Here is a 24,352-nt window from a genome sequence, read left to right on the forward strand (position 1 = left end):
GCACGATCACTACCATCGGTAGCGCTTGCGCGGGCGATTGAATCGAAACGGCGCCGGCGGGGGAACGGCAGTGGAGCATGCGAGCGCCGGGGCCCTGCGTCGACCAGGCAAGCATGGCGATGGGCGTCGGCCCGGCAGGTGCGCGAGGTCGCCTTGACCTTCGTCGCCGCCACCACGTATCCGCTCACCCCTGCCGCCGCATCGACACGGCGTGCCCCCCGCGGAGCAAACCGATGACCAGCCACCTTGGCCTACCCCCCCGATCGGACTGTTGCTCCGGCGACGGCCGCCACGCGCTCCGCCGCCGGTGGCATGGTTCACGGGCGACGTTGATCGCCACCGCCCTGGTGGGAGGTGGCTTGGCCGGCCTGGCACTGGCCCAGCGCCCGGGGCGCCCCGTCGGGCCGGCGAGCGAGTCGGCGGCCGGGACGCTCTGGATCTCGACGACCCCGCTCGACGACGGCCGCCAGATGCTCCTCGTGGTCGACGCCTCGGCCCGAGCCGCGGCGGTGTACCACGTCGAGGCCGCGACCGGAGCCTTGACGCTGAAGAGCACCCGCAATCTCACCTGGGACCTGCTGGTTGGCGAATTCAACGCCGGCGAGCCGCGGCCATCGGCCGTCAGGCGGATGGTGGAGCAGGACGCCCCCCCCCGCTGACGAACGCGCCGATCATCGCGGCGGGTACCGGTTGTGATGACGGTGGCGGTCGCGCGGCGGCTGCGGCGGGGGCGTAGAATCGGAGGCAGGGATTCGACGATCCCACCAGAAAGCCCCATTCCTCCCCGCGCCGCAGGTCGCCCCATGGCCGGCAAATTCCTGTCGCTCGAAGAAGCCGCCCGGATGCTGGGCAAGACCATCGACGAGGTCAACCGTCTCGTCGACCGCAAGGTGCTGTTCCCGATGCGGGACGGCGCGACGCTGAAGTTCAAGCTCGAGGAGATCGAGCGTGCCCTGGCCGACCTCGCCGATGGCAGCGAAGGCTCCGACGACCTGAGTCTCGACCTCGACCTGCCGGCCGAGGGTCCGGCGGCGGATGAGCCACTGGTCCTCGACGACGGATTGGAGCTCGACTCGATCTTCGAAGGGCAGCAACCGAATCCGAAGTCGCCATCGGCGACGGGTGGCCTCGGATCCGCGGCCGGCACCGCCGGTGGATTGTCACTGGACGACGATCTTCTCGGGGGTGGTGACCTGGTGCTCGGGCCCGACCTCGGGCAGGAAGCGGCCGAGAGCGACGACCTGCAACTCGAGGCGATCGTCGGGGCGACGTCGTCTCCGTCGCTCGACGGCCCGGGCTCGGGGCGCCTCGGCGGCGGATCGGGAATCGAACTCGGTTCGGGGATCGATCTGGCCGGGGGCTCCGGAATCGGCCCGGCTGCCGGCGCGGGTTCGGGAATCGCACTCGGGTCGGGGGTCGATCTCGGCTCGGGAGTCGGGCTCGGATCGAGCCCGAGCCTCGGTTCGGGAGCGTCGCAAGGCGGGAGGCCCAAAGCACCGGCGTCCGGACCGCTCGACAGCGGCGTCTCGCTCGAGGTCGGCGGGGGCCTGCTCGACGAGCCGGGCAGCTCGGCCGGATCGAGTGGCGACGACTTCGAACTCGGCGGCGTCACCGGCACCGAGGAGGAAAGCGCTTCGGTGGTGATCGCCTCCGACTCGGAGGCGGGGGAGTCGAGCTTCTTCGGCCAGACGATCGGCGGTCAGAGCTCCAGTTCGGGGTTCACCGAGGACAGCGCGATCCCCAGCGCCGGCTCGTCGGACCTGCTCGCCTTCCCGGGCACCGTGGTCGAGGAGATGGCGTTCAGCGTCTGGCAGGTGGTGGGGCTGATCTGCTGCTCGCTGCTGCTGCTCCTGGGAAGCTTCATCGCCTACGACCTGGTGCGGACGATCGGCAGTCCGGAAAGCACCCGGATGGCCAATCCGCTCCTCGACGGCCTCGCCCAGTTGTTCGGCTGGCGCAGCTGAGCGGCAGGGTCCCGCGACGCGCGGGCTCCGCGTCGCTGACCGGTCGGCCTATAATCGGGATGCGACGGACGGCTGCCCCCGGTGCGCGGGGGAGCCGGTGGAACGGCCCGTCGCCCCGCCCGGGCCCCGCTCCCCGGACGGGCACGAGATCGGTCGTGCAGAGACTCGCCCCGCGTTTCCCCCCGCCCCGACGGATGCGCCGATCCCCGGCCCCCCCCTGCGGTGACCATGATGGCTGCCCGACGCCTTTCCCGCCCGGATCAATCGGCCCCGGTCCGCTGGGTGCTGCGGGCGTACGAGTTCCTCGCCTCGCTCGGGTTCGCCGTCGTGATCATCACGCTCCTGGCGATCGTCCTCGGCGTCGGGACGTTCGTGGAAAGTGCCTACGGCACCGAAGCGGTCAAGTTCGGGGTCTGGAACACCTGGTGGTTCACCCTCCTCAACGCCCTGCTCGGCGTGAGCGTGTTCTGTGCGGCGGCGATCCGCTACCCGTGGAAGCGTTACCAGACCGGATTCGTGATCACGCATGTCGGCCTGCTGGTGCTCCTTGCCGGATGCCTGATGTCGCAGCGCGGTGGCGTCGACGCCCAGATCCCGCTGCTGGAAGGGGAGCGGGGTGGACAGGCGTTTGAGGATTCGCACCACTTCTCGATCGCGGTTTCCCCCACCGGGCGCGGCGGCGCGCCGCGGACGCTCGCCGTGCCGTTCCGCGCCGGTCCTTTCAATTGGTCGGAGTATGGGTGGCAGGCCAACGGCGGCAACTCCCAGGGCACGGCCCGTTCGGTGGTCAGCCGGCCGTTCCTCCCGTGGGGCCTGGCGCCCCGCGATACCGGCGTGGTCCACGATGCCGAGGGCGTGCGCCTCGAAGTGCTCGACTACTTCGCCGACTCGACCGCCGCCCTGGCGCCTTCCGTCCAGCTGCGGATCGGCAGCGACGACATGCCCGGCGCGGCGGCCGGCGGGATGTGGCAACCGGTATCGCTCGCCTGGCAACCGGATCCGCTCCGTGCCTCGCCCGACCAACTCCGGCACCGGCAGACGGTCGGCGGCGGGGTGGTCGTGTTCTGGAAGGTCGCCAGCCCCACCGAGGCGACGGCGTTCGTTGCCGGTATCCCCGATCCGGCGTTGGGCTACGGCGAGCGCGGGCAGGTCGTGCTCGTCGCCGACGGGAAGCCGCATCGGCTGCTCGTCGACGAGCGAATCGATCAGCCCGCCGCGGCACTGCCCGGCACCGATCTGGTCGTCGCGGTGACCGATTTCCAGCCGCAGTTTTCCGCGGTCCGGATCTCGGTCCGCCGGGGTGCCGACGGACCCGAGGAGGAGATGGTGATCCTCGCCGATCTTCCCGAAGTCACCCGCCACGCACCGGCGGCGGGCGTCTACGGCACGCTGTGGATCGAGCCCAAGGTCGCCGATGCCGCGGAACGGATGCAGGGCAAGGCGAAGAGCCGGATCGACGTCGTCCAGGCACCTGTCCCCGGGGGCGGCCACCGGCTCCTCTACCGCCGCTGGCAGGCTCCGCAGGCGCTGGCCGGGGAACTTCCCGCCGACGGGCGCCCCGTCGCCGCCTTCGAGATGCCGCGGGCCAAACTGCAGATGCGCGTCGAGCGCTTCCTCCCCGCCGACACGCTCGAGATCGCCACGCTGCCGGTCCCGTTCTCGAAGGACAAGCCGCCGTCGGCGAAACGGCGCGCCGCGAAGGTACGGCTGTCGATCGACGGCCGGAGCGAGGAGTTCTGGTTGGCAGGACTTCCGATCCAGCCGATCGACGAGCCGCCGGGGCCGGCGGAGCGCCGCACGGTCGCCGGGAGCGGGCGGAGCGCGACGGTGATGCTCGTACCCGACGCCGTCGACATCGGATTCGACGTCGCGCTCGACAACTTCGAGCGGCGGCTCGATCCGGGGACCAGCCAAGCGTCCCACTTCACCAGTCAGGTGGACTTCGTCGGACGCGACGGCCAGCGGCTGACCGCCGCGCCGGTGACGATCACGATGAACGCACCGGTCGATTTCTCCGATCCCGCATCGGGGAGGAGCTACCGGCTGTTCCAGGAGAGCTTCATGGGCCCCTGGCTCCCGGGCGATCCGCTCTACGAGCGCTTCACAACGCGGCCCGGCCGGACCGGCGAAAAACCCGACCGCCTCGAGGCCTCGGTGTTGACCGTGAACTACGACCCCGGGCGTGGCGTGAAGTATCTCGGCAGCGGGTTGGTCGTCATCGGGATCTTCGCGATGTTCTACATGCGCGCCTATTTTTTCGGCCCCCGGCGCCAGTCCGGGGGACCGCTTCCCGCCTGAGCCGTCCGGTTTCGGAGGATCCCATGGTCCGTTCCCAGAGCACGTCGATGGCCGGGCTTCGCCTGGTGCTGGCGATCGCGGCGCTCGTCGCCGCCGGCGGCGGTCACGCCCGGGCTGCCGCCACCACCGCTGCACCGTCGCCCCGGCTCGGCGACGCGCTCTCGCCGTGGCGGGCGATTCCGGTGCTCGAGGACGGGCGGCTGATGCCGCTCGACACGTTCGCGCGACGGCAGGTCGAGACGATCTGCAACGCCCAGACCCCGCGGCTGCCGACCGGTCCGGGGGGATCGGCGGTGAAGTGGCCGGCCGACGAACTGCTCCTCGACTGGCTCGTGCGGCCCGAGGCGTGGGAGGATCTGCCGTTCCTCCATGCCGAGCACGAGGAGCTCCGTGCCCTCCTCGACCTGCCGGTGTTCTCGGATCAGGGTGGTAGCACGCAACGGCTCAAGCACGCGGCCCCGTCGGACGTCGCTGAAAGCGGGCCGCTCCGCGAGCGCCTCATGAAGCTCGACGACGCCCGGCGCGCCGCATCCGCGGCCGGCACGCCGTTTCGCGCCGAGGGGCTCGATGCCAAGGTCGAGCAGCTCTGGCAGTCGTACGTCACGTGGCGGCAACTCACCTTCCGGTCGAGCAGCGACGCGATCGGCCGGACGCGTTTTCTCCGCCAACTCGACGCCCTCGCCGCCGCATGGCGGCCGCTCGGCCCCCAGCTCCGCGCCGGCGACGCGCGGGACGCGGCCGGGGAGGTGGAACGGGCGCTGATCGACGTCGCGTCCGCGGCGGGGCAGTCACCGCGGTTCCCGACCGCCGACGCGCTCGCCCCGTGGGAGCGTCTCTCCCGGGCGACCGGCGCGCTGGTGAAGGCCGTCGCAACCGCCGCGCCGGCGCAACGCCGTGCCGTGCAGCGGTTCGCCGACCGCGTCGCCGTCCTCGGGGAATCGCTCTACGACAACGGCGGGAGTCCGGCGGTCGTGCCGGCACTCCATGCCTCGGCGCTCGACGCCGAGCGCGACGCCGACGAAGACATGCCGCCGTGGCTCGGCCTGGCGACGTTGCTCGACGCGCCGCCGAGCGTGCTCACGGGCTACCCGTCGGCGGCGGTCACCTCGGCCCGCGAAGCATTCGTGCGGTTGGCCGCATCGGTCCGCGACCCGGCCGGGAAACCGAGCCCGGACGCGGCAGCCGATCTGGCGACCGCGCTGCGGAGGCTCGGCGAGGAGGTCGATCCCGCCCGGCGCGACCTCGTCGTCGAGCGCGTCGACCGTGACGTCCTCGCCCACACCGCCTACCCGCCCGTGGGAAGCACCGCGCGCGAAGTGAACTACAACACGTCTGACCCGTTCCGGATGTCGTGGGTGCTGAGCCTCGCAGCGCTGGCCGGATTCGCACTCGCCTTCGGGGCGGTGCGGGGACCGATGTTCTGGCTCGGCACGATCCTCCTCGTGGCGGAGCTCGCCTGGACGGCATGGGGCTTCGCCAACCGCGTCGCGATCACCGGCTGGGCGCCGGTGACCAACATGTACGAGACGGTGATCTACGTTCCCTTCTTCCTGTCGCTCCTCGGGCTCTGCTTCCTCGTGGCGCCGGCCTGCGCCCGCGGCCTGAGCGATGCCTGGCGGATGACGGCCGTGCCGCCCCCGGTCGGCCGGTGGATCCCGGGCGAGGCCACCGCGCTCGACGCCCGGCAGCAGGGCGTCGCCGCCCCGTCGGCCTGGAATCTCGCCAACTGGTTCCTCCTCCTTCCGCGGATCGCCCTCTCGGCGGCGGTGGTCTGGGTGCTGGCGATGGCCCCGTATGCCGCCGGCGGACGGACGATCATCAACCTGCTCCCGCAGACCGACGTCGACCGGTCGCTCCCCAACGTCAACAACCTCGTCGTCTGGCTCGTCGGGCTGTCGATGCTCCTCCCTGCCGCCTGGTATCTGCCGCGGGTCGTGCTCGCGGCCGTGACGGCGCTGCTGACCGTGCCGCTGTCGTGGGGGCGCGGTTACCTCGGCCGCGTCCTTCCCGACGTCTACGCGCGCCGCTCGTTCGGGCTGGTGGTCACGGCTGTAGCGTTCGCCGGGACGTTCATCGCCTGGTTCTTCCCGATCCCGGGCAAGCAGTTCAGCCCGCTGCAGCCGGTGCTGCGGGACAATTTCTGGCTGACGATCCATGTCCTCACGATCGTCTCGAGCTACGCGGCGGGCGGGCTGGCGTGGGGGCTGGGGATCCTGTCGCTCGGGCACTACCTCCTCGGCCAGTACCACGACGACGGTCGCGGCGGACGCCAGGCCCCGGCAGCCTGCGCGACGCTCGCCGGCTTCATCTACAAGGCGATGCAGGTGGCGGTGCTGTTGCTCGCGGCCGGCACGATCCTCGGCGGGCTGTGGGCCGACGTTTCCTGGGGACGCTTCTGGGGCTGGGACCCGAAGGAGGTCTGGGCGCTGGTGTCGCTACTGGCCTACCTGATCGTCCTCCACGGCCGGTATGCAGGGTGGATCGGCAATTTCGGCCTCGCCGCCGGGAGCGTGCTCGGTGCGGCGGTGATCGGCATGAGTTGGTACGGCGTCAACTTCCTGCTCGGCGCCGGGCTCCACTCCTACGGCTTCGGACAGGGGGGCCAGACCGAGTTCTTCACGTTCCTCGGAGCCAACGTGCTTCTCCTCGTGGCGGCGGGGCTGCGCCGGCAGCGCGAAACGCAGCGCCGGGCGACGGCCCTGGCCTGACGACAGGGGCCTCTGCGGGAGCGGCGATCTGGCGCCACCGGCCGCCACGGTGCTGCCGGACGACGATCTCCGTCGCGGCGAACTCGAGGAGGATCGCCCCCGCGCCACCGCTGCGGAGCACCGCCGTGCCGGGACCGGCGGCTTCGGTGTAGGCGGCAAGGACGTCGGGCCAACGGTCGCCTCCGGTCCCACTCACCAGCACCCAGCGCGGGGCGGTGGCCGCGATGATTCCGGTTCCCGCCGCCGCCAGACTGCCGTGGTGCGGCGCGACGACGGCGTCGCACGCCCCGGGCGCGAGGTCCACGAATCGCTCCAGCGCCTCGCCGTCGAGATCGCCGGTGAGGAGCAGGCGCCGTCCGGCCGCCTCGACGGCGAGGACGAGGCTCGATTGGTTGTCGTCGGCCGGTGACTCGTCGGCACCGGCGACCGGATGGAGCACGCGGACACGGCACAGCGGCTCGAAGGGGAGGTCGTCGCCGGCGGCGAGGACCTGGAGCGGGACGGCGGCGGCCGCCAGCCGGTCGCGGAGGCTCCGCACCGCCGGAGCGTCGCTGGCGGCGAAGGCCGCGGGAACAGCCACCGCAGCGACTGTGAAGCGCTCGAGGATCCCCGGCACCGCGTTGAAATGGTCGGTGTCGGCATGGGAGATGACGAGCGTGTCGATCCGGGTCACTCCCCGGTCCCAGAGCACGGCCGCCAGCCCACGCTCCGCCGCCAGTGGCGCTCCGAGGCGTCCCGCGTCGAAGACGAGGCACCGGCCGGTCGGGCCCCGGACGACGATCCCGCAGCCATGCCCCATCGCCGCGACGACCACCTCGACCAGGGCCGGCCCCGTGTGGCCGCGCCCCGCCGCACCGGCCACGACCAACCCCACGGCACACCAGGCGGCTGCCGCCAGCGCCCAGGTGCCGACGGAGCGCAGCCGGGCGGCCGGTAACCACAGCAGGAGCAAGAGCGCCGCGCCGTAGGCCCCGATCACCCACCAGTCCGGCGGCGCGGCGACCCAGGCATGGCCACCGGGCAGTCGGGCTGCAAGCCGCACGGCCCACTCGACGGCCGCCAGCGAGCCGTTGCACAGCGCCCCGCACGGGGCGGCGACTGCCGAAGCGAGCGGCGCGGTGACGACGCACAGGAAGCCCCACCCCATCGCCAGTGCCACCAGCGGCGAGAGCAGGGGATTGAGGACCAGCGCGACCGGACTGACGAGATGGAACCGGGCCGCCACGAGCGGCGCCGTCACCAGCCAGACCGCCGTCCCCGCCACCAGCGCCGTGCGCGCGTCGGCCAACCGGCGCCGCAGCCAGCGCCATCCCGGGCTGGCGCTGGCATCGAGGAGCCGTTCGACCGGATCGGGAGCGGAGCGCGGCGGCCGACCGACGACCGCCAGCAGGGCGGCGGTCGAGAGGAACGACAGCTGCGTCCCCACGGCCAGCGTTTCCCCCGGGGTCGCCAGCGCCACGACCAGTGCGGCCACCGCCAGGGCGTTGATCCCGCCGCCGGGCCGGCCGCACGCGGCCCCGGCACAGGTCAGCCAGACGACGAGCATGGCGCGGACCACCGGCGTATCGCCACCGACCATCACCGCGTAGGCGCCCGTGGACAGTGCCACCAGCGCCAGCCCGACTCCCCGGGGGAGGCCGACCGCGCGGAACAGCGCCGCCGCGAACATCGCAAGGATCCCGACATGGAGGCCTGAGATCGACAGGATGTGGACGGTGCCGGTGACGAGGAAGTCGTCGGCGATCGCCGGGTCGAGCGCGTCCCGCTCCCCGAGCAGCAGCGCCGCGGCCAGCGCGGCCCGTGGCGGCGGCAGGTGGGCGGCGAGGGCCCGGGCGCCATGATCGCGGAGTCGCGACAGCACCGGGAGCGGCTGCCAAGGGGCCGGCGCGGAGAGCAGCACGATCCCCTCCGGACGGACGCGGATCAGCGACAGCGTCCGCGTCAGCCGTGCACGCCGGCGCTGGTCGAACTCGCCGGGATTGAGCGACGGCGGAGGACGCAAGGCACGGCCGTGGATCCGGACGACGGCGCCCGCCACGAGATCCGGGGCGGCGCCGCCGACCACGACCCGGGCCCGGCCCGACGCCGGTCGCCAGGTGTCACCGGACCGGACCGCGGTCACGGTGACGATCGCGGCCGCGCCCGGCACGCTCCCAGCGCCGCGGCCGGGATCACCACCGGGTACGGGGCGCGACGCTTCGACGACGGTGGCCTCGACCGCGACCGGCCGGGCGTCGTCGGTGAGGCTCCAGGCGAGATCATCCGCGGGAAACAGGTCGAGCCGCGCCGTCGTCCAGGAGGCCATCGCGGCCACGACGGCCATCATGAGGGCCGCCGCCGCCAGCGCCCCCCGGCCCACCCACGAGGCGAAGCCCCAGCACACGAGCGCCGCAGCGGCAACCGCTCCCCAGACGAAGGCCGTGCCGGGCAGGGCTGCGGCGAGCCAACAGCCGATCACGACGGCCAGGGCCGCGGCCACCGCCGGCCGGACCGGCAGCGGAGCGGTCCGAGCGGTCTCGCCGACCCAGCCCCGTGCTCGCGCGGCCGCCCGGGCCACCGCGTGGCCCGTCAGGTGGAGCAGGTCGGCGACGGCAGCCGCCGACTCACTGGCAGCGTTGGCCAGTGCCCGCCTGGTGCGGACACTCCACGCGATGACCTCGAGGAGCAGGGGATGCGGGTCGGGGCGACCCGAGGGGCCAGGGCGCACGGTGCTTGGGTCCATCGGCCGCGCGCCAGCCAGCGGTCGGGCGGCCGACGCCGACCCGCTGCATGCCCCAGTGATGTTCTACCCCCCGGGAGCCCGCGCTGGCAATCGGCCGGTCCGGTCGCCCGGTCACGCGCGCCGTGCCTGCACGATCCGCGGGCGCCCCGCAAGGTCGGCGATCGTCGGCCCGACGACCAGGCCCGGGATCGCGGCCAGCACGTCGTTGGCCGCCTCCGCGGGACCGACCTCGACCACCAGCCAGCCCCCCTCGACGAGGCGGTCGACGGCCTGCGCCGCCAACCGCGCGATGACCTCCACCCCCGTGGGACCGGCGACCAGCGCCGTGCGCGGCTCGTGGAGGCGCACGTCGGGGGGCAAGGCCGCGAATTCATCGTCGCGCACGTAAGGGGGATTGCTGACGATCACGTCGAAGGGCCCCGGCAGGTCGGCGAGCAGATCGCGCTCGAGCAGCGCGACGCGCTCGGCGACGCCGTGGCGGGCGACGTTGGCCCGCGCCACGTCGAGCGCGGCGGCGGAGGTGTCGGTGGCCGTGATCGTCGCCCGCGGGAGGTGACGGGCGAGGGCCACCGCGATCGCCCCGGAGCCGGTGCCGACGTCGGCGATCCGCGCCTCGGGCAACGTGCGGCACAGGTCGATCACACGGACGACGAGCCCCTCGGTCTCGGGCCGCGGCACGAGGACGGCCGGGGAGACCGCCATCGGCAGCGAGAAGAATTCGCGCATCCCCACCAGGTAGGCGACGGGCGCACCGGCTCCGCGGCGTTTGACCAACTCCCGGAAGCGGGCCCGATGGGCGTCGGCGACCGGCTCGTCGAAGGCCGTGTAGAGGGCGATCCGCGGACAGCCGCGGATGTGGGCGAGGAGCACCTCGGCGTCGAGGCGGGGAGACTCGCTCCCGCGCGTCGCCAGCCAGTCGGTCGTCCAGCCCAGCAGCCGACCGACCGTCCACACCTCTTCGGCCATGGGGCCTCCCTGCGATCGAGCGCGTCCGTCAGTCCGCCGCCGGTGTGGCGGAGCGTTCAATCTCGGCGCGCCGGGCGCTGCGGGCGTGGGCCTCGATGGCGTCGAGTACCAGGCCGAGCCGACCGGCGAGCACCTGGTCGAGCGTGAAACTCTCGTTGATACGGTGATCGGTCAGCCGGTTCTGCGGGAAATTGTACGTGCGGATCCGCTGGCTCCTGTCACCGGAGCCGACGAGCGTCTTCCGCTCGCTCGCCCGGCGCTCGTGCTCCTCGCGCCGGCGCAGTTCGTAGAGCCGCGTCTTGAGCACCCGCAGGGCGCGGGCCAGGTTCTTGTGCTGGCTCTTCTCGTCCTGGCACTGGACCACCAGGCCGGTCTCGAGGTGCGTGAGCCGGACTGCCGACGCCGTCTTGTTGACGTGCTGCCCGCCGGGGCCGCTGGCACAGAACAGGTCCTTGCGGTACTCGTCGGGGCCGATCGAAACCTCGACGTCCTCCGGCTCGGGGAGGACGGCGACGGTCGCGGCCGAGGTGTGGATCCGGCCCTTGGTTTCGGTGTCGGGGACGCGCTGCACGCGGTGGCCGCCGCTCTCGTGGCGGAGCCGCCGGTAGACCTCCGGGCCGCTGACACCGAGGATCAGTTCCTTGAAGCCGCCGAGCTCGGTCGGGCTGGCGTCGAGGACCTCGAAGTCCCACCCGCGTTCGACGCCGTGGCGCCGGTACATCTCGTAGAGATCGCGGACGAACAGCGCCGCCTCGTCGCCGCCTGTGCCGGCGCGGAGTTCGACGATGCAGCGACCGCGATCGGCATCGTCGTCGTCGCTGCACAGGTCGACCAATTCTTCCCATTCCGCATGGCGGCGGGCGAGCAGGTCGGGGTGCTCCGCCTCGGCGAGAGCGCGGACGTCGGGATCGGCGTCGCGGCGCATCGACTCGAGATCGACGAGTTGCCGCTCGAGCTCGAGGAACGCCCGGTAGCGCCGGGCGAGCCGGGCGAGGGTGCCGTGCTCTCGGACGACGGCGGCCAGGCGTTGGGGAACGGCGAGGACCGCCGGATCGACCAGCTCGCGTTCGAGGACCTCGAAGCGGGCCAGCGTGGCGTCGAGTTGGTCGCGCATCGGCGTGGCGGTCGCTCGGGGGCACCGGATCGGGCGCTCCGCGCCGGGCCGCAGACGCCCTGACGGACTGGATCACGGACGCGGCCCGGAGCGGCAAGCGGCCGATCAGGAGGCCGGCTGCTCGGCCGCGGCGGCGCCCTTTTTCGCACCGGCGCCCTTCTTCAGGCTGGCATATCCGGCACCGGCGAACTTGGACTTGAACTTCTCGATTCGCCCGGCGGTGTCGACGAACTTCAGCTTGCCCGTGAAGAACGGATGGCAGGCGTTGCAGATGTCGACCTTCAACTCCGGTACGGTGCTGCGGGTGGTGAAGGAATTGCCGCAACCGCAGCGGACGACCGTCTCGACGTAACGGGGGTGGATTCCGTCTTTCATGGCAATCGCATCACGGGGGCTTCGGGGGGAAACCACAGAGCATATCGCCGGCCATCCGGGGCGGCAACGCCGCCGGGCCGGGCCGCAGCTCAGGGCTGGAGACGGACGATCCGATCGGCGACGATCCGGCTGCCGAACCGCTGCGGCGACGTATCGGCACGGAGCAGGGCAGCCGCTTCGGCGGGTTGCCCCAGGGCCTGCTTGGCGCGGGCGAGATTGATCCGGGCGGGATCGGCCCAGATGCCGTCGGGGTGCTCCTCGAGAGTCATCCGTCCGAGGTAATCGACGGCGGTCTCGTAGTCGCGCTCACCGAGCGTCAACACGCCGAGGAAATACGTGGCCGCTTCCTTGAGCCGTTCATAGGATCGCTTCACGACGTCGGCCTGCTCCGGAGGCAGGCCGGCGACGCCGGCGTTGATCGTCGCCGTCGACGGCCGGGCGAGAAGGTAGGCGCTTTTCGCCCCGTCGGGGCCCTCGATGTCGCCGCGGAACTCCCGCAGGCGGGCGTTGAACAGAGGTCGCACCAGTTTGTCGGTCGCTCCCGGGCCACCGGACTGCGTCAACGCCATCGACAGCGGTCCGAGCTCGGTGCCGAGGGCGGCCATGACCGCCTGGCCGGTCGCACCGCGGCGTCTGGCGATCGACACCCAGGGAAACTCCCAGAGCCGGCCCCCCGGCGTCGCGGCGCCGCCCGGGAGCGCCGCCGAAGCCCGCTGGGCGAGGGCGCTGGCGTCGATCGAGAGGTTCAAGCGACGAGTCCCGACCAATTCGGCGTCGATCCGGGCCATCCGCCGGGCGAGGTTCCACGGCGCGGCGGGAACGAGGACGGTGAGCCGCCCGATGTCGTCGGCTTGAACCGGGTATGGTCGATCGGGTAGCGACAAGGACGCGAGGATCGAGGGATCGGCCGCGGCCTGACGGGCGGTCGCGACACCCGTTCCTCCCGGGCCGGGCACCGCCAGCCCGTACAGCGGATCGAACACGTAGGCCTCGCCGCCGGCGATCACCGCGACGGCCCACGGCCGCAGCTGGCCCGTGGACGCATCCCCGGTGGCGAGCACGACGCCGTCGAGCGCGGCGTGACGGAGCAATTCGAGGAACACCCACATGCGCTGCGGGGCGCTGGCACGACCGGCGAGAAGGATCTCGCCGGGAAGGAACCAGCGGCTGCCCGGCGTGGCCTCGGTGGGGACCGCCGGCGGGTCGGTGGTGATCGCCAGGGTCCGGCATGTCCAGTCGAACAGGTTGCGGGCGACCTCGAGATCACCGACCGCGTCGCGCCGCGCGGTGGCGGCAACATCCGCCAGCCAGCGTTGGTCGCGCAGCGTGACGATGTCGGTGCCGGCGTCGAAGGTCCCGCTCCCGAGGCCGCGGAGCGTGGTCTCGTCGGCGAGCGGGGCGGAAATCGTGCCGACCAACGCGTCGGGACGCCAGTCTGGCGGCGCCGCATCGAGCCCCACCGCGTGGCTCCACTGATTGAGACGGTCGAAGACCTGCGCCGTCGCCGCCCCCTCGTCGTAGTCGTCGAGTTTGCCGAGAACGTCGATCGCACCGGAGAGCAGTTGCGTCCGGATTTCCTCCGACATCGTCGCGCCGACCCGCGGGGCCGCCGGCGCGGTGGCGGCGCGGCCAGGGGTCGCCGGAGCGCGACCGCACCCTGCCACGACCAGTGCCAGGACGAAGACGACACCGCGGTCCCTGCGCGAACGCATGTGACGATCGATCGGCTGCGACGGCCCGCGCGTCAGCATGCGGCAGCCTCCGCGTCGGCGGCGAGCCGGGCGGCATGGAACCGCAGCACCCGTTCGAGCAGGCCACCGATGGCATCGAGGGGGACCATGTTCGGTCCGTCGCTGGGACTCGAGTCGGGATCGGGATGGGTCTCGAGAAACAGCCCGTCGATCCCGACCGCCGCCGCCGCGCGGCACAGCGGTTCGACGAGGCCGCGCTCGCCTCCCGTCTTGTCGCCGAGGCTGGCGGGGCGCTGGACGGAGTGCGTCCCGTCGAAGATCACCGGCACACCGAGGGCCCGCATCTCGGCCAAGCCACCGAAGTCGTTGACCAGCCGTCCGTAGCCGAAGAAGGTGCCGCGCTCGCACAGACAGATGTCTCGGCAGCCGCCGGCGAGCAACTTGGCGACGGCGTGCCGCATGTCGCCAGGCGCCAGGAATTGCCCCTTTTTCACGTTGACCGCCTTGCCGGTCGCGGCGGCGGCGAGGAGGAGGTCGGTCTGCCGGCAGAGAAAAGCCGGGATCTGGATGAGGTCGCACACCTCCGCCGCCGGACCGGCCTGCTCGGGGAGATGGATGTCGGTCGTCACCGGGAGGCCGGTTTTCTGCCGGACACGCGCGAGGATCGCGAGGCCCTCGTCGGTTCCCGGTCCGCGGAAGGCACTCCCGCTGGTCCGGTTGGCCTTGTCGAACGACGCCTTGAACACCACCGGTAGGCGGAGCTCGACGGACACCAGCGCCAATCGTTCCGCGATGCGCAGGCACAGCGCCTCAGACTCGATGACACATGGCCCCGCGATCACCAGCAGGGGATGGCCGGGGCCGACTCGAAAAGTGCCGACATGCGCCGGGAGGCGAGGATTCAAGGGGTGACCGTCCTCGGATGGGAGCCAGTGGCCGAAATGCTGCGGGAAACCGGTTCCTTGGCAGCTGTTCGGGAGGCGGACCGGCCCGAAACAGCAACCCTTCGCATCATAGCGATGACTGCCACGCCAGGGCCCCGAGTTGGTCGCACCGATTCCAGAGTTGCGACCTGAAACGCCTCACTTCGCACCGCTGCGGATTGCCGCGCTGTGACGCAGGATCGAACAGCGGCAGTGGCCACCTCGCCAGACCTTCTCACATTGAGACAGCCGATTCGTGCCCGCATGGACACCTCTACTTGGCTGTCGAGGCCGAAAGCGGTGGTTTCGACGCACCTGGAGGGCGGACCGACGAGGATAACGGCGCCGGCGGGGAATTGGCACACGACGTGCAGCGTCTCTTTACCGGCGGCGAGCGACACGAGCGGGCGTTAAAAGCCTCTCGAAACGCGAGCCTCCCGACAAACTTCCCCAAGGTGGGGCCTTTGGCTTTTTCGGTCGTGCGGTCGCCTTGCCCCTGACTCTCACGGCCATGGCAGGATGCTCCTGCCGGGTCAAAGGCCCCACCTTTTTTCCCTCACGACACCCCCTGAATGGGGAACCGCGTCGCGACGTCCGCATAGCGGGGCGGGCCGGCTCGCTGCCGGGACGAAACCGCCGACCCTTGACGCTGCGAGTCTCGCTGCGCTAGTTTTAGGGATTCCCTCCGCAGGGCTCTTCGCGGATCGGCAGCCGGCCAAGCGTCCGGCTCGCGGAGGAACGCCAGCGTAGCTTCAATTGGCAGAGCACCGCATTCGTAATGCGGGGGTTGTGGGTTCGATTCCCACCGCTGGCTCTCGGGCCGCCATCGCGGGAAACCGTGGTGCACGCAGCTTGGAAGCGTTTGGATCCGGAGACGGCTCGATTCGGTCGGGATTCGATCGCGTTCCAGGTCCGGGCCGGGTAAATCCCTGGCTGTGGCTCGTGCGCGGTTGGCACCGACTGGTTGGTCCACGGTGACCGGTGTCGTCAGGAACGCACCGACAGGCTTACAGGTGGTTTTCATTGGGGGGCTTCATGACTGCGGCGGTCACTCTCGACGTTCGTGACCTGATCACTGGCACCGGGCCCTTCGGTCCTGCGGAGATCGCGCGGCTTGTCGATCTGCTCGGCGATGACCCCGCGGCCCACCGCGATCTCAAACTCGCGGTCGCCGACATGGAGCGCAACGGCGAACGGAGCCCCGCCTCGTCGGTCCGTCTCGGGGTCGCCCAGCACCTGCTCGGACGCCACCGGGACGCGCTGGCGACGCTGCGCAGTGCCGACGGCAGCGCGCTGGCTATTTTCGTGCAGGGACGCGGCCACCTGGCACTGGCCGAGCAGGGGGGGGCGGACGCGTCCGACCACTTTGCCAAGGCACAGGAATCGTTTCTCGCCGCCCGCAAGGCCGGCTACGACGACGGTGAGTGCCTTGTTGCGGCCGCCGAAGCGGCCAGCGCCGCAGGCGATCACGATGAAGCTCGCCGGCTGATCGCCAATCTCGATGCCGCGGTGGCTCCCGCCGGTTACTGGGCGTTGCGCGGGGCGCTGCTGACCGAGTCGGGGGGCGCTCTCGCCGAGGCGGCCGCAGCCTTCGAGAAGGCGCTGGAGCGCGACCCGGGCCACCCAGGTGCGCTGTTCGCCCTCGGGTTGCTCAACGATCGGGCCGGGAACGACGACGAGGCGATCGCCTGCTACGAGCGGGCGACCCGCCGGTTTCCCGCGTCGGTCGGGGCACTGGTCAATCTCGGGATCCTTCACGAGGACCGCGAGAACTACCACCACGCCCAGCAGTGCTATCGCCGCGTGCTCCAGGCCTTTCCCGATCATCCCCGGGCCCGGCTGTTTCTCAAGGATTCATCCGCCACCGGTGATTTGCGCCTCGACGAGCAGGACGGGCGCCAGCGCGACCGCTATGACCATGTCCTCTCGCTGCCGGTCACGGACTTCGAACTTTCGGTGCGGAGCCGAAACTGCCTCCAGAAGATGGGGATCATGACGCTCGGCGACCTCGCCAGGACCAGCGAGGCCGAACTGCTCGAAAGCAAGAATTTCGGTGAGACCAGTCTCGTCGAGATCAAGGACATGCTCGCCAGCAAGGGGCTGTCTCTCGGCCAGTTCACCGTGGTCGGTGCCGGTGAGAGCCCGGTCGTCGAGGAACTGCCGGTCAGCGGCGACGACATGGAGATCCTCTCCCAGTCGATCACCGAACTGGCTCTCTCCGTCCGGGCACGGAAATGCACGACACGTCTCGGGATCACGACCATCGGCGAGTTGGTCCGCCGGACCGCCGAGGATCTCATGGAGTGCAAGAATTTCGGCGTCACGAGCCTCAACGAGGTCCGTGAAAAACTCGCCGAGCGCGGCTTGAAGCTGCGCGGCGACTGAGCCCCGCCCGCCGCGGCCGAACCGGCCCTGAATCGGCGCCGACTTGGGCCTTGCAGCCGGTCGAATGTCCGCCGACCGCTCGGCGCTGAACCGCGTTTTTCGGCCGGTTTCATGCCCACCACCCTCCTACAGGGGGTGTCTTATTTGCGTTTCCAGGGGCTCCTGGATACGGTTCAAGTGAAGTTCTGGTGATCGATCCCGGGGTTGGCCGAGGGCCATCGTGACAGCATCCAGTCTCAACGAGAAGCCGGTCCGGGATCTCGCCCGGATGGCGAAGCAGCATGGCGTGTCGGGCTGGCACTCGATGCGGAAGGATCAGTTGATCCGGGCCCTGATCCGCAAAGCCCGTGCCGCCCGCCCCGTGGCGGCCGCGGCGCTCCGCCCTCGTCCGGTGACGGTGGCCCGCGACGTCGCGCCCTCCAAGAACGCCACCCGGGACGCGGCGGTCACGCAGCGGATCCAGGAGGCGCGAGAGCGGCTTGCCCGGGCGAAAAACCTCGCCACCCGTCCGGAACAAGGGCGGCCCGCGCGGGCGATGAAGGATCGGCTCGTGGTCATGGTCCGCGGCCCCCATTGGCTGCACGCCTTCTGGGAAATCACCCCCGCCAGCGTCGTCCGGGCTGAAGCCGCGCTCGGTCCTGAGTGGCACGCCGCCCGGCCCACGCTCCGCCTGCTGCAATTGGAGAACGGCCTCCAGGGCTCCCCCTCGGAGCAGGTGATCCGCACGTTCGACGTCCATGGCGGCGTGAAGAACTGGTTCATCGACATCCGCGAGCCGATCCGCTGCCGGGTTGAAATCGGCTACGCGACGCCGTCCGGCCGGTTCCATGTCCTGGCCCGGAGCAACGGCGTCTCGATGCCGGCGACCTCGCAGGCCGACACCCTCGACGTCCATTGGGGCGACATCGCCGCCGATTGCGACAAGATCTACTCGATGAGCGGCGGCTATTCGCCGGAGAACAACTGCACCGAACTGCAGGAACTGTTTGAAGAACGGCTGCGCCGGCCGATGGGCCCGCCGGTCGGCCGCCGGTCGAGCGGTGACGCCGACGGCGAGGGGGAACAGGCCGGGGGCCTGCAGCTCGAGGTCGACGCCGAGATGATCATCTACGGCGTCACCGAGGCCGGCTGCTACGTGACGCTGCAGGGAGAGCCGGTCAAGGTTCAGCCCGACGGCACGTTCCGCGTCCGCGTCGATCTCCCCAACAAACGGCAGGTGATCCCGATCGTCTCCAGCACCCCCAACGGTCTGGAGCGTCAGACGGTCGTCGTCGCCGTGGAGCGCAACACGAAGTCGATGGAACCGCACTCGCGCGACAACGGCGAGTTCTGAGCCGCTGCGCTTCGTGCGCGTTCCGTGAGCGCGGACCGTGTGACCGTGGCCGGCATCTGGTAGAGTGAAATCGCCGCGGTGGTTCGGGTCTGCGGCGATACGTTTTCTGCCATGTTCGTGCTGCTGTCGACACCATGCCGGTGAGCTCTTACCGAGGCTCGTCGGGTGCCGTCAGGTCTCGTCAGCGCGGCACGCCGGCTGCCTCACGGTCGCCGGATCCCGTGCCCGGGGCCGAGGCACCCTCCTTTTGTATGAACGAGCTCTCCGCATCCGCGACACCACGGCATCGCGGTGGAAAACGTATCGCCGCCGATCCTTCCCGCCGGGTCGCCCTCCCCACGGAGACGCCGGCGCCCGAGATGATGGGACCGTCGAATCGGTTCAGGGCGAACGGCGTGAGGGCTTCCGTGATTCGCGGGCCAGCCAGCCGTCGACGACCGCGGCCGGCGGCCCACGGAAGGCCTGCTGGAACGCCAGATCGAAGCTCTTTCCCTCGTCGAGTTGCGCGACGAGCAGAGGCAGTTTGGCCGCTCCACCACTGGCACCGAAGAATGCCGCGGCGACAGGCGTCGCGTCGGCGGGATCGGCGCGGCCGGCCACGAGGTCGGCCGCCGAGCGAACCGCGCTGACCCGGTCGGCGGCTTCGGCGCGCCACGATTTTGCCAGCGCCGCCTTCGGCACGAGCTTCGCGGCCGTCACCCTGGCGGCGCCGTTGGCGAACCAGGCGGGGACACCGCGCCCTGCCAGGGCGGCAGCCGTGATCTGTTCCGCGAGGCGGAAGTCGAGTTCGGTCGCAGGCTGGCCAGCCTCCGGCACCACCAGCGCCCCATAGACGACGTCGCCCGAGATCCCCGCCCCGCCGAGGAGCCCCTTGGGGCGCTCGGCGCCGAGGACGTTGACCCAGAAATCGGAGTAGTCGAACGGCTTGGCGAACGCCATCAGCACGATCCCCCCCTTGATCAACGGCTGCCCATCGGCCACCAGCGCCCCAGCCACCTCCGCCTCGATCCGCCCGGCAGCCTCCGCCACCTCCTCCAGGCGCGACGCGGGCAGGTTGCCAACCACGCAGAGGCTCGACCCCCGCGCGATCACCACCGGTTCCTCGTCGGCGATCGCACGCCGCCACAGCCCGTCGGTGGCGGCGAACCGTGCCCGGGCGAGGTTTTCGTGCGACAGGCTGCGGGCACGACCAGCCGCAGCGACGTCGGCCAGCGCCGCCTTCGGCGAGAGCAGGTCGAGCTTCAGCCCCTGATCGATCCACCGGGCGATGAGGTCGATGGTGTCGGTGGCCAGCGGGGGCTTGCCGAGGGGCATCTGCTGGCCCTCGATCCCCGTGCCGCGGAGCTTCTTCACCAGGAGGCTGTCGGCCGATTTGCCCGGCACGACCGCGGGCCCCGTCTGACCGCCGCGGACGAGGGATTCGAGCGACACCATCCGCAGCCCTCCTTCGGGATCGTCGGCGTCGTGACAGCCGGCGCAGTGCTGGAGCAGGACCGGCGCCACCTCGAACGCGAACGACACGTCCCCCGGTTGGAGCGCCACCGCACCGCGGAGCTGCGGTGGCGCAGCGGCCGTCGCGGCCGGAGGGCCAGCCGGCGGACCGGTGAGCGGCAGGGCCTGGTCGGTGCCGTCGTAGGCCGCCCCGCGGTCGATCCACGACACCAGCGTAGCCAGATCGGCCGCCGGCACCTTCCCTCCACCGCGCGGCATGTCGCCGGAGAGAATCACTTCCACCAGCCGGCTGGCGGCCCCGGCGCCCTTCTGCACCATCCCGGTGCGCATCAGGCCGTCGTAGCTGGTCATCTGGAAATCGCCGCGGCGGCCACTGACATGGCACCCCCCGCAATGCCTGACGAGCAGCGGAGCGATCTCCTTGGTGAAGCTCGGCCCCGGCTGGGCTGCGGGGGCGGGCCGATCGGCCGGCGCCGGACGGGTCGCTTTGGCCGCCATGCCCGAGGGGACGAGGAGAGCCGACACGTCGACCCCCTCGAGATCGAGCCGCTCACGCAGATCACCGGCACGCGTGCACAGCGCGCGGAATCCGGTCGGCGGGCGACTCTCCTCGGCGAGCGCGGTGAGCATCCCCGCCGCTTCACCGAGGCGGTCCTTCGCACGCCCGGGCTTGCCGTCGGCGAGGAGCACTTCGGCTTCGTCGAGGAGCCGTTTCACCGCCCCGGCAGTAGGCGCCTGATCGGCCGCACGGAGGGGGGCGGGGCGCGTGATCCAACCGCAGGCGCCGACGATCACCAAGGCCGCGACGACGCGCGTCGAGCGGTTCGGGCGCGGCATGCGACACGCCATCGTCATGGGCCCGGCGCTCCGACGGACGCCCACCAGAACCCGGCGAAGAACGCCGCCACGATGCTCAGGGTGAGCGTCCCCAGATAAGCATAGACGGCCCACCACGGCAACGTCACCGGCGTGCGCAAACCACGTGGGCGGGGTTCTGCGTGGTCCTTGGACACGACCACCACGGGAGCGGCGGAGGCCGCTCGGTCGGGAACCGGCGGGGATGAGGCTCGGCCCGATCGCCCCGGCCGCGGCAGCGTGACAGGCGCGTCGCCGAACGGATCTTCGTGGCTGTTCCCGTCGAGCGCTGCCAGCGATGCCTCCACCGCTGGAGAGTCGAAGTGCCTTGGCGGTCGAGCCGGTGCCTCGGCTCCGGAAGCGGGAACGACGGCCGGCGCCTCGCAGCGTGGGCAGGCGATCGTGTTCCCCTGCCAGCGCGAGGGGACGTAGAGCTTGGCACGGCACCCGGGACAACGGAACTTGATCGCCATCGCCCCGGTCCCCCTTACGCTCCGGCACCCGACCACATCCTCATGGCGTGCCGCCGCCACCGGGTGGGAGGTCGCGCCTCCGTCGCCCCCCCGAATGGCGATGTCCTCCGTCGCCGGCGACCGCCAGTGCGGTCACCAGGCCCATCGCGACCAAACTCGTCGCCCAGACCACGCCACCGACAAGCACGAGGCGCGCACACGCCATCGCCCCACCCCGATCCCCCAACGCGTGCAAAAGTGCCCCGAGCCCGACGAGCACGACCAGCGCTACCGGAATGATGACGACGGCGGCCACCGTCCTCGCCAGCCAGCGGCGGATCCCTCGCTGCTGGCCCTGTCGCACCCGTCTTCCCACGTCGCACTCCACCAGACCATCGGCTGGCCAGCCGAAGGTCACCTCCGCCGCCTGCCGTCGAGCCGCGATTTTCCGACGCCATCCGGCGGGGGTCAAGCGACGAACCGGCGTGGTCGGCCGCGCGCTTCGCGCGCCAGCAGACCGTGGAAAAAGTGATCGGCCGCCGGATGCGGCCGACGGCGACCCGGGAAACCCTCGGCGTTTCCCGCGGTCGCCAGAGTGGACACTGGCCTCAGAGGGCTTTGTCCACGGACAGCTAGACTGCTGCCATGGAACAATTCGACGCAGTGGTGATGTCGCCCCCCCTCGTCCAGACGCTGCCGTGGCGTTGGCGGGCGAGGGTCGGGCTGATCGCGGCGCTCGTGGCCGTGGTCCTCACCCCGGCGGGTCCGGCGGAGGCCGATGTCGTCGCCCTCGACGACGGGCGTGTTCTCGAGGGGCGCTTCGCCCTCCTGCCCGGGATCGTGGTGAACCCACTCACCGAGACGGGGGGAGGGGCAGGCACGCCGGTGCTCGCCTGCGACGACGAACTGACGCGGACGATGGTCCCGAAACGGCGTGTCACCAAGGTCGAGGAGGGGCCGTTCGACGTCGGGACCGAACGGATCGAGATCGAGCAGCGCGTGCCGGAAAACGGCCGGCGCGTGGCGGCCGTGGGGGGCATCGTCGGCACGACGCCGTTCGACGACCGTGGCCGGCGGATCCTCTCCCTGGCCACCGGAGCAGGGCGCGTGGACGTGGTCCAGGGGATCACGCAGATCACGCCCCGGTGGACCCGGATCGAAGGGCTCCAGACGGAGAAACCGATCCTGCTCGACATGCGTATCGCGACCTCGTCGCTGCCGCGTGACGTCGTCCGCCAGGTGGTCAACGGTGCGATCGACGGCTCCGATCCGGACGAGCGCCTCAAGCTCGTTCGCCTCTGGCTGCAGGCCGGTCGCTACGAAGACGCGCGCAGCGAACTCGACCTCGTGATTCGTGACTTCCCCGCCCTCGCCGACCTCGCCACCGAGCGACGCGAATTGGGTGAATTGGCGGCGGTGGCCCTGTTCGAGGAGATCCGCCAGCGCGAAGAGGCGGGCCAGCACCGGCTCGTGGCCCGGCTCATCGAGGCGTTTCCAGCGGCCGACGCCAGCGGAGAGCTGGTCGAGGCGGTCCGCGAGCAGCGCGACCGCGTCCGAAAGCGGGACGAGCGGGCCACCGCCACGCTCGCCGCGCTCCGCCGGCGGGTCGCCGCGCTCGAGGACGGCCCCCAGCGCGACGAGGCGACGCGGCTGACCGAGGAGATCGCCACCGATATCGGCCCGGAAACCCTCGAACGCCTGGCGACCTTCGAACGCCTCGGCGGAGACGACCTCCCCGCCGACCGGGCGGTGGCGCTGGCGATCAGCGGATGGCTGACCGGGGCCGGCGCGGCGGTGGAGAATCTCAAGCTCGCGCTGTCGACGGCGCGCGTCCGCGACCGCGTCGCCGACTACCTGCGTTCGGCCGACGACGGGGCCCGTGCGGCCCTCCTGCGCCGCCTGGCCGACGAAGAGGCATTCGCGGCCCCGACCGTCGCGGCCGTCGCCCGGCAGATGCATCCCCCGCTCGCCCCCCCCGAGCCGATCCAGCCGGGGTTGTACGAGCTGGCGATTCCGGACGGTGCGGGACCGGGCACCGTTCCCTGCCTGGTGCAGCTGCCCCCCGAATACGATCCGCTCCGCCGCTACCCGGCGATCGTGACCCTCCACGCCGGCGGCACGACACCACTCAACCAGATCGAGTGGTGGGCTGGAATGCCCGGCCCCGACGGGACGCGCCTCGGCCAGGCCGGCCGGCACGGCACGATCGTGATCGCGCCGGCCTGGGCGGCTGCCGACCAGACCGGCTACGAGTACTCCGCGCGGGAGCACGCCGTCGTGCTCGCCGCCCTCCGCGAGGCGTGCCGCCGGTTCTCGGTCGACACCGACCGGGTGTTCCTCTCCGGGCATTCTCTCGGTGGCGACGCCGCGTGGGACATCGCGCTTGCCCACCCCGACCTGTGGGCAGGGCTGATCGGCATCGCCCCGGGCGCCGGCCGCTACGTCAACCGCTACTGGCACAACGCCCGGACGCTGCCGATCTACCTCGTCGCCGGCGAGCTCGATTCCGGTTCGCTGGCGCGCAACGGCATGGACCTCGACCGCTACTTCGCCAAGGGGTTCGACGTGACCTACGTCGAATACCGCGGCCGTGGCCACGAGCACTTCTCCGACGAGATCCTCCGGCTCTTCGCCTGGATGCAGCGCCGGCGGCGTTCGTTCGCCGCGCCGGCGATCGACGCGGTGACGATGCGCCCGTGGGACCGCTTCTTCTGGTGGATCGAGTTGAGCGGGGCGCCGCCGCGGACGGTCGTGCTCCCGTCGCAATGGCCGCCGCCCCCCAACGTCCGCCCCTTCGAGGTCGAGGCGAAGACCACGGCCACCAACGGACTGACGGTCCACTGCGGAGCCGAACGGGTGACGGTCTGGCTGCTTCCCGAACTGGTCGACTTCAATCGCCCCGTCACCGTCACGCTCGACGGGCGCCGGCTGGTGAAGGACACCGTCACCCCCGACGCGGCAGTGATCCTCGAGGACCTGCGGCGCCGTGCCGACCGCCAGCACCCGTTCTGGGCGAAGGTCGAAGGGGGACGCGGCACCGGTCGGCCAGCTGACCGCTGACCGGCGGCGCCGATCCGGGCACTGCCGGCCTCCGCGATCTCCGCACCGCCGAGA

Annotated in this window: 15 protein-coding genes and 1 tRNA gene; 8 read left to right on the top strand and 8 right to left on the bottom strand. The window is 71.4% G+C overall.

Annotation, left to right across the window (positions count from 1 at the left end; genetic code table 11):
* Positions 1 to 233: 233 nt before the first annotated feature.
* From FJ309_07805 to FJ309_07820, 4 genes are all read left to right on the top strand, one after another.
* Positions 234 to 659: a hypothetical protein gene (locus FJ309_07805; GenBank protein ID MBM3954504.1), complete on the top strand. Its 426-nt coding sequence runs from the start codon at positions 234 to 236 to the stop codon at positions 657 to 659.
* A gap of 144 nt (positions 660 to 803) precedes the next feature.
* Positions 804 to 1,964 carry a helix-turn-helix domain-containing protein gene (locus FJ309_07810; GenBank protein ID MBM3954505.1) on the top strand — a complete coding sequence of 387 codons (1,161 nt, stop codon included), beginning with the start codon at positions 804 to 806 and terminating at the stop codon, positions 1,962 to 1,964.
* 231 nt (positions 1,965 to 2,195) lie between these two features.
* Positions 2,196 to 4,262, top strand: coding sequence for a hypothetical protein (locus tag FJ309_07815; protein MBM3954506.1), 2,067 nt, complete (start codon positions 2,196 to 2,198; stop codon positions 4,260 to 4,262).
* 1,025 nt (positions 4,263 to 5,287) lie between these two features.
* Positions 5,288 to 6,970, top strand: coding sequence for a hypothetical protein (locus tag FJ309_07820; protein MBM3954507.1), 1,683 nt, complete (start codon positions 5,288 to 5,290; stop codon positions 6,968 to 6,970).
* Here FJ309_07820 and FJ309_07825 read toward each other — a convergent pair.
* The 6 genes from FJ309_07825 to FJ309_07850 all read right to left on the bottom strand — a co-directional run bounded on the left by FJ309_07825 (position 6,879) and on the right by FJ309_07850 (position 14,743).
* On the bottom strand, positions 6,879 to 9,692 hold the full coding sequence (locus FJ309_07825) for a DUF4131 domain-containing protein (protein MBM3954508.1): 2,814 nt from the start codon (positions 9,690 to 9,692) through the stop codon (positions 6,879 to 6,881). The two genes, FJ309_07820 and FJ309_07825, sit on opposite strands and share 92 nt — an antisense overlap.
* Before the next feature lie 111 nt (positions 9,693 to 9,803).
* Positions 9,804 to 10,658, bottom strand: coding sequence for a peptide chain release factor N(5)-glutamine methyltransferase (gene prmC, locus FJ309_07830; GenBank protein MBM3954509.1), 855 nt, complete (start codon positions 10,656 to 10,658; stop codon positions 9,804 to 9,806).
* 28 nt (positions 10,659 to 10,686) lie between these two features.
* Positions 10,687 to 11,772: a peptide chain release factor 1 gene (gene prfA, locus FJ309_07835; protein ID MBM3954510.1), complete on the bottom strand. Its 1,086-nt coding sequence runs from the start codon at positions 11,770 to 11,772 to the stop codon at positions 10,687 to 10,689.
* A 105-nt stretch (positions 11,773 to 11,877) separates the two neighbouring features.
* The gene (rpmE, locus tag FJ309_07840; protein ID MBM3954511.1) at positions 11,878 to 12,147 is read right to left on the bottom strand and encodes a 50S ribosomal protein L31; all 270 of its coding nucleotides are present in this window, start codon (positions 12,145 to 12,147) and stop codon (positions 11,878 to 11,880) included.
* An 89-nt stretch (positions 12,148 to 12,236) separates the two neighbouring features.
* Positions 12,237 to 13,859 (bottom strand): hypothetical protein, encoded by a 1,623-nt coding sequence (locus FJ309_07845; GenBank protein ID MBM3954512.1) that lies wholly within the window; start codon positions 13,857 to 13,859, stop codon positions 12,237 to 12,239.
* Positions 13,860 to 13,891: 32 nt separating this feature from the next.
* Positions 13,892 to 14,743 carry a 3-deoxy-8-phosphooctulonate synthase gene (locus FJ309_07850; GenBank protein MBM3954513.1) on the bottom strand — a complete coding sequence of 284 codons (852 nt, stop codon included), beginning with the start codon at positions 14,741 to 14,743 and terminating at the stop codon, positions 13,892 to 13,894.
* Positions 14,744 to 15,501: 758 nt separating this feature from the next.
* On the opposite strand from FJ309_07850, the gene FJ309_07855 reads away from it, so the two are divergent.
* From FJ309_07855 to FJ309_07865, 3 genes are all read left to right on the top strand, one after another.
* Positions 15,502 to 15,575 (top strand) — tRNA-Thr (locus tag FJ309_07855).
* 221 nt (positions 15,576 to 15,796) lie between these two features.
* Positions 15,797 to 17,146, top strand: a complete 1,350-nt coding sequence (locus FJ309_07860; GenBank protein MBM3954514.1) for a tetratricopeptide repeat protein — start codon at positions 15,797 to 15,799, stop codon at positions 17,144 to 17,146.
* Between the two features lie 220 nt (positions 17,147 to 17,366).
* Positions 17,367 to 18,479 carry a DUF4912 domain-containing protein gene (locus FJ309_07865; GenBank protein ID MBM3954515.1) on the top strand — a complete coding sequence of 371 codons (1,113 nt, stop codon included), beginning with the start codon at positions 17,367 to 17,369 and terminating at the stop codon, positions 18,477 to 18,479.
* Positions 18,480 to 18,860: 381 nt separating this feature from the next.
* Here FJ309_07865 and FJ309_07870 read toward each other — a convergent pair whose 3' ends face one another.
* Positions 18,861 to 20,786, bottom strand: a complete 1,926-nt coding sequence (locus FJ309_07870) for a hypothetical protein (protein MBM3954516.1) — start codon at positions 20,784 to 20,786, stop codon at positions 18,861 to 18,863.
* 513 nt (positions 20,787 to 21,299) lie between these two features.
* Positions 21,300 to 21,554, bottom strand: coding sequence for a hypothetical protein (locus tag FJ309_07875; protein MBM3954517.1), 255 nt, complete (start codon positions 21,552 to 21,554; stop codon positions 21,300 to 21,302).
* A 329-nt stretch (positions 21,555 to 21,883) separates the two neighbouring features.
* Here FJ309_07875 and FJ309_07880 point away from each other — a divergent pair, with 329 nt between their 5' ends.
* Entirely contained in the window at positions 21,884 to 24,298 is a 2,415-nt protein-coding gene (locus tag FJ309_07880; protein ID MBM3954518.1) for a peptidase, read from the top strand.
* Positions 24,299 to 24,352 lie beyond the last annotated feature (54 nt).

Source organism: Planctomycetota bacterium, from assembly GCA_016872555.1.
In the GTDB taxonomy this organism is placed as follows: Bacteria; Planctomycetota; Planctomycetia; order Pirellulales; family UBA1268; genus F1-20-MAGs016.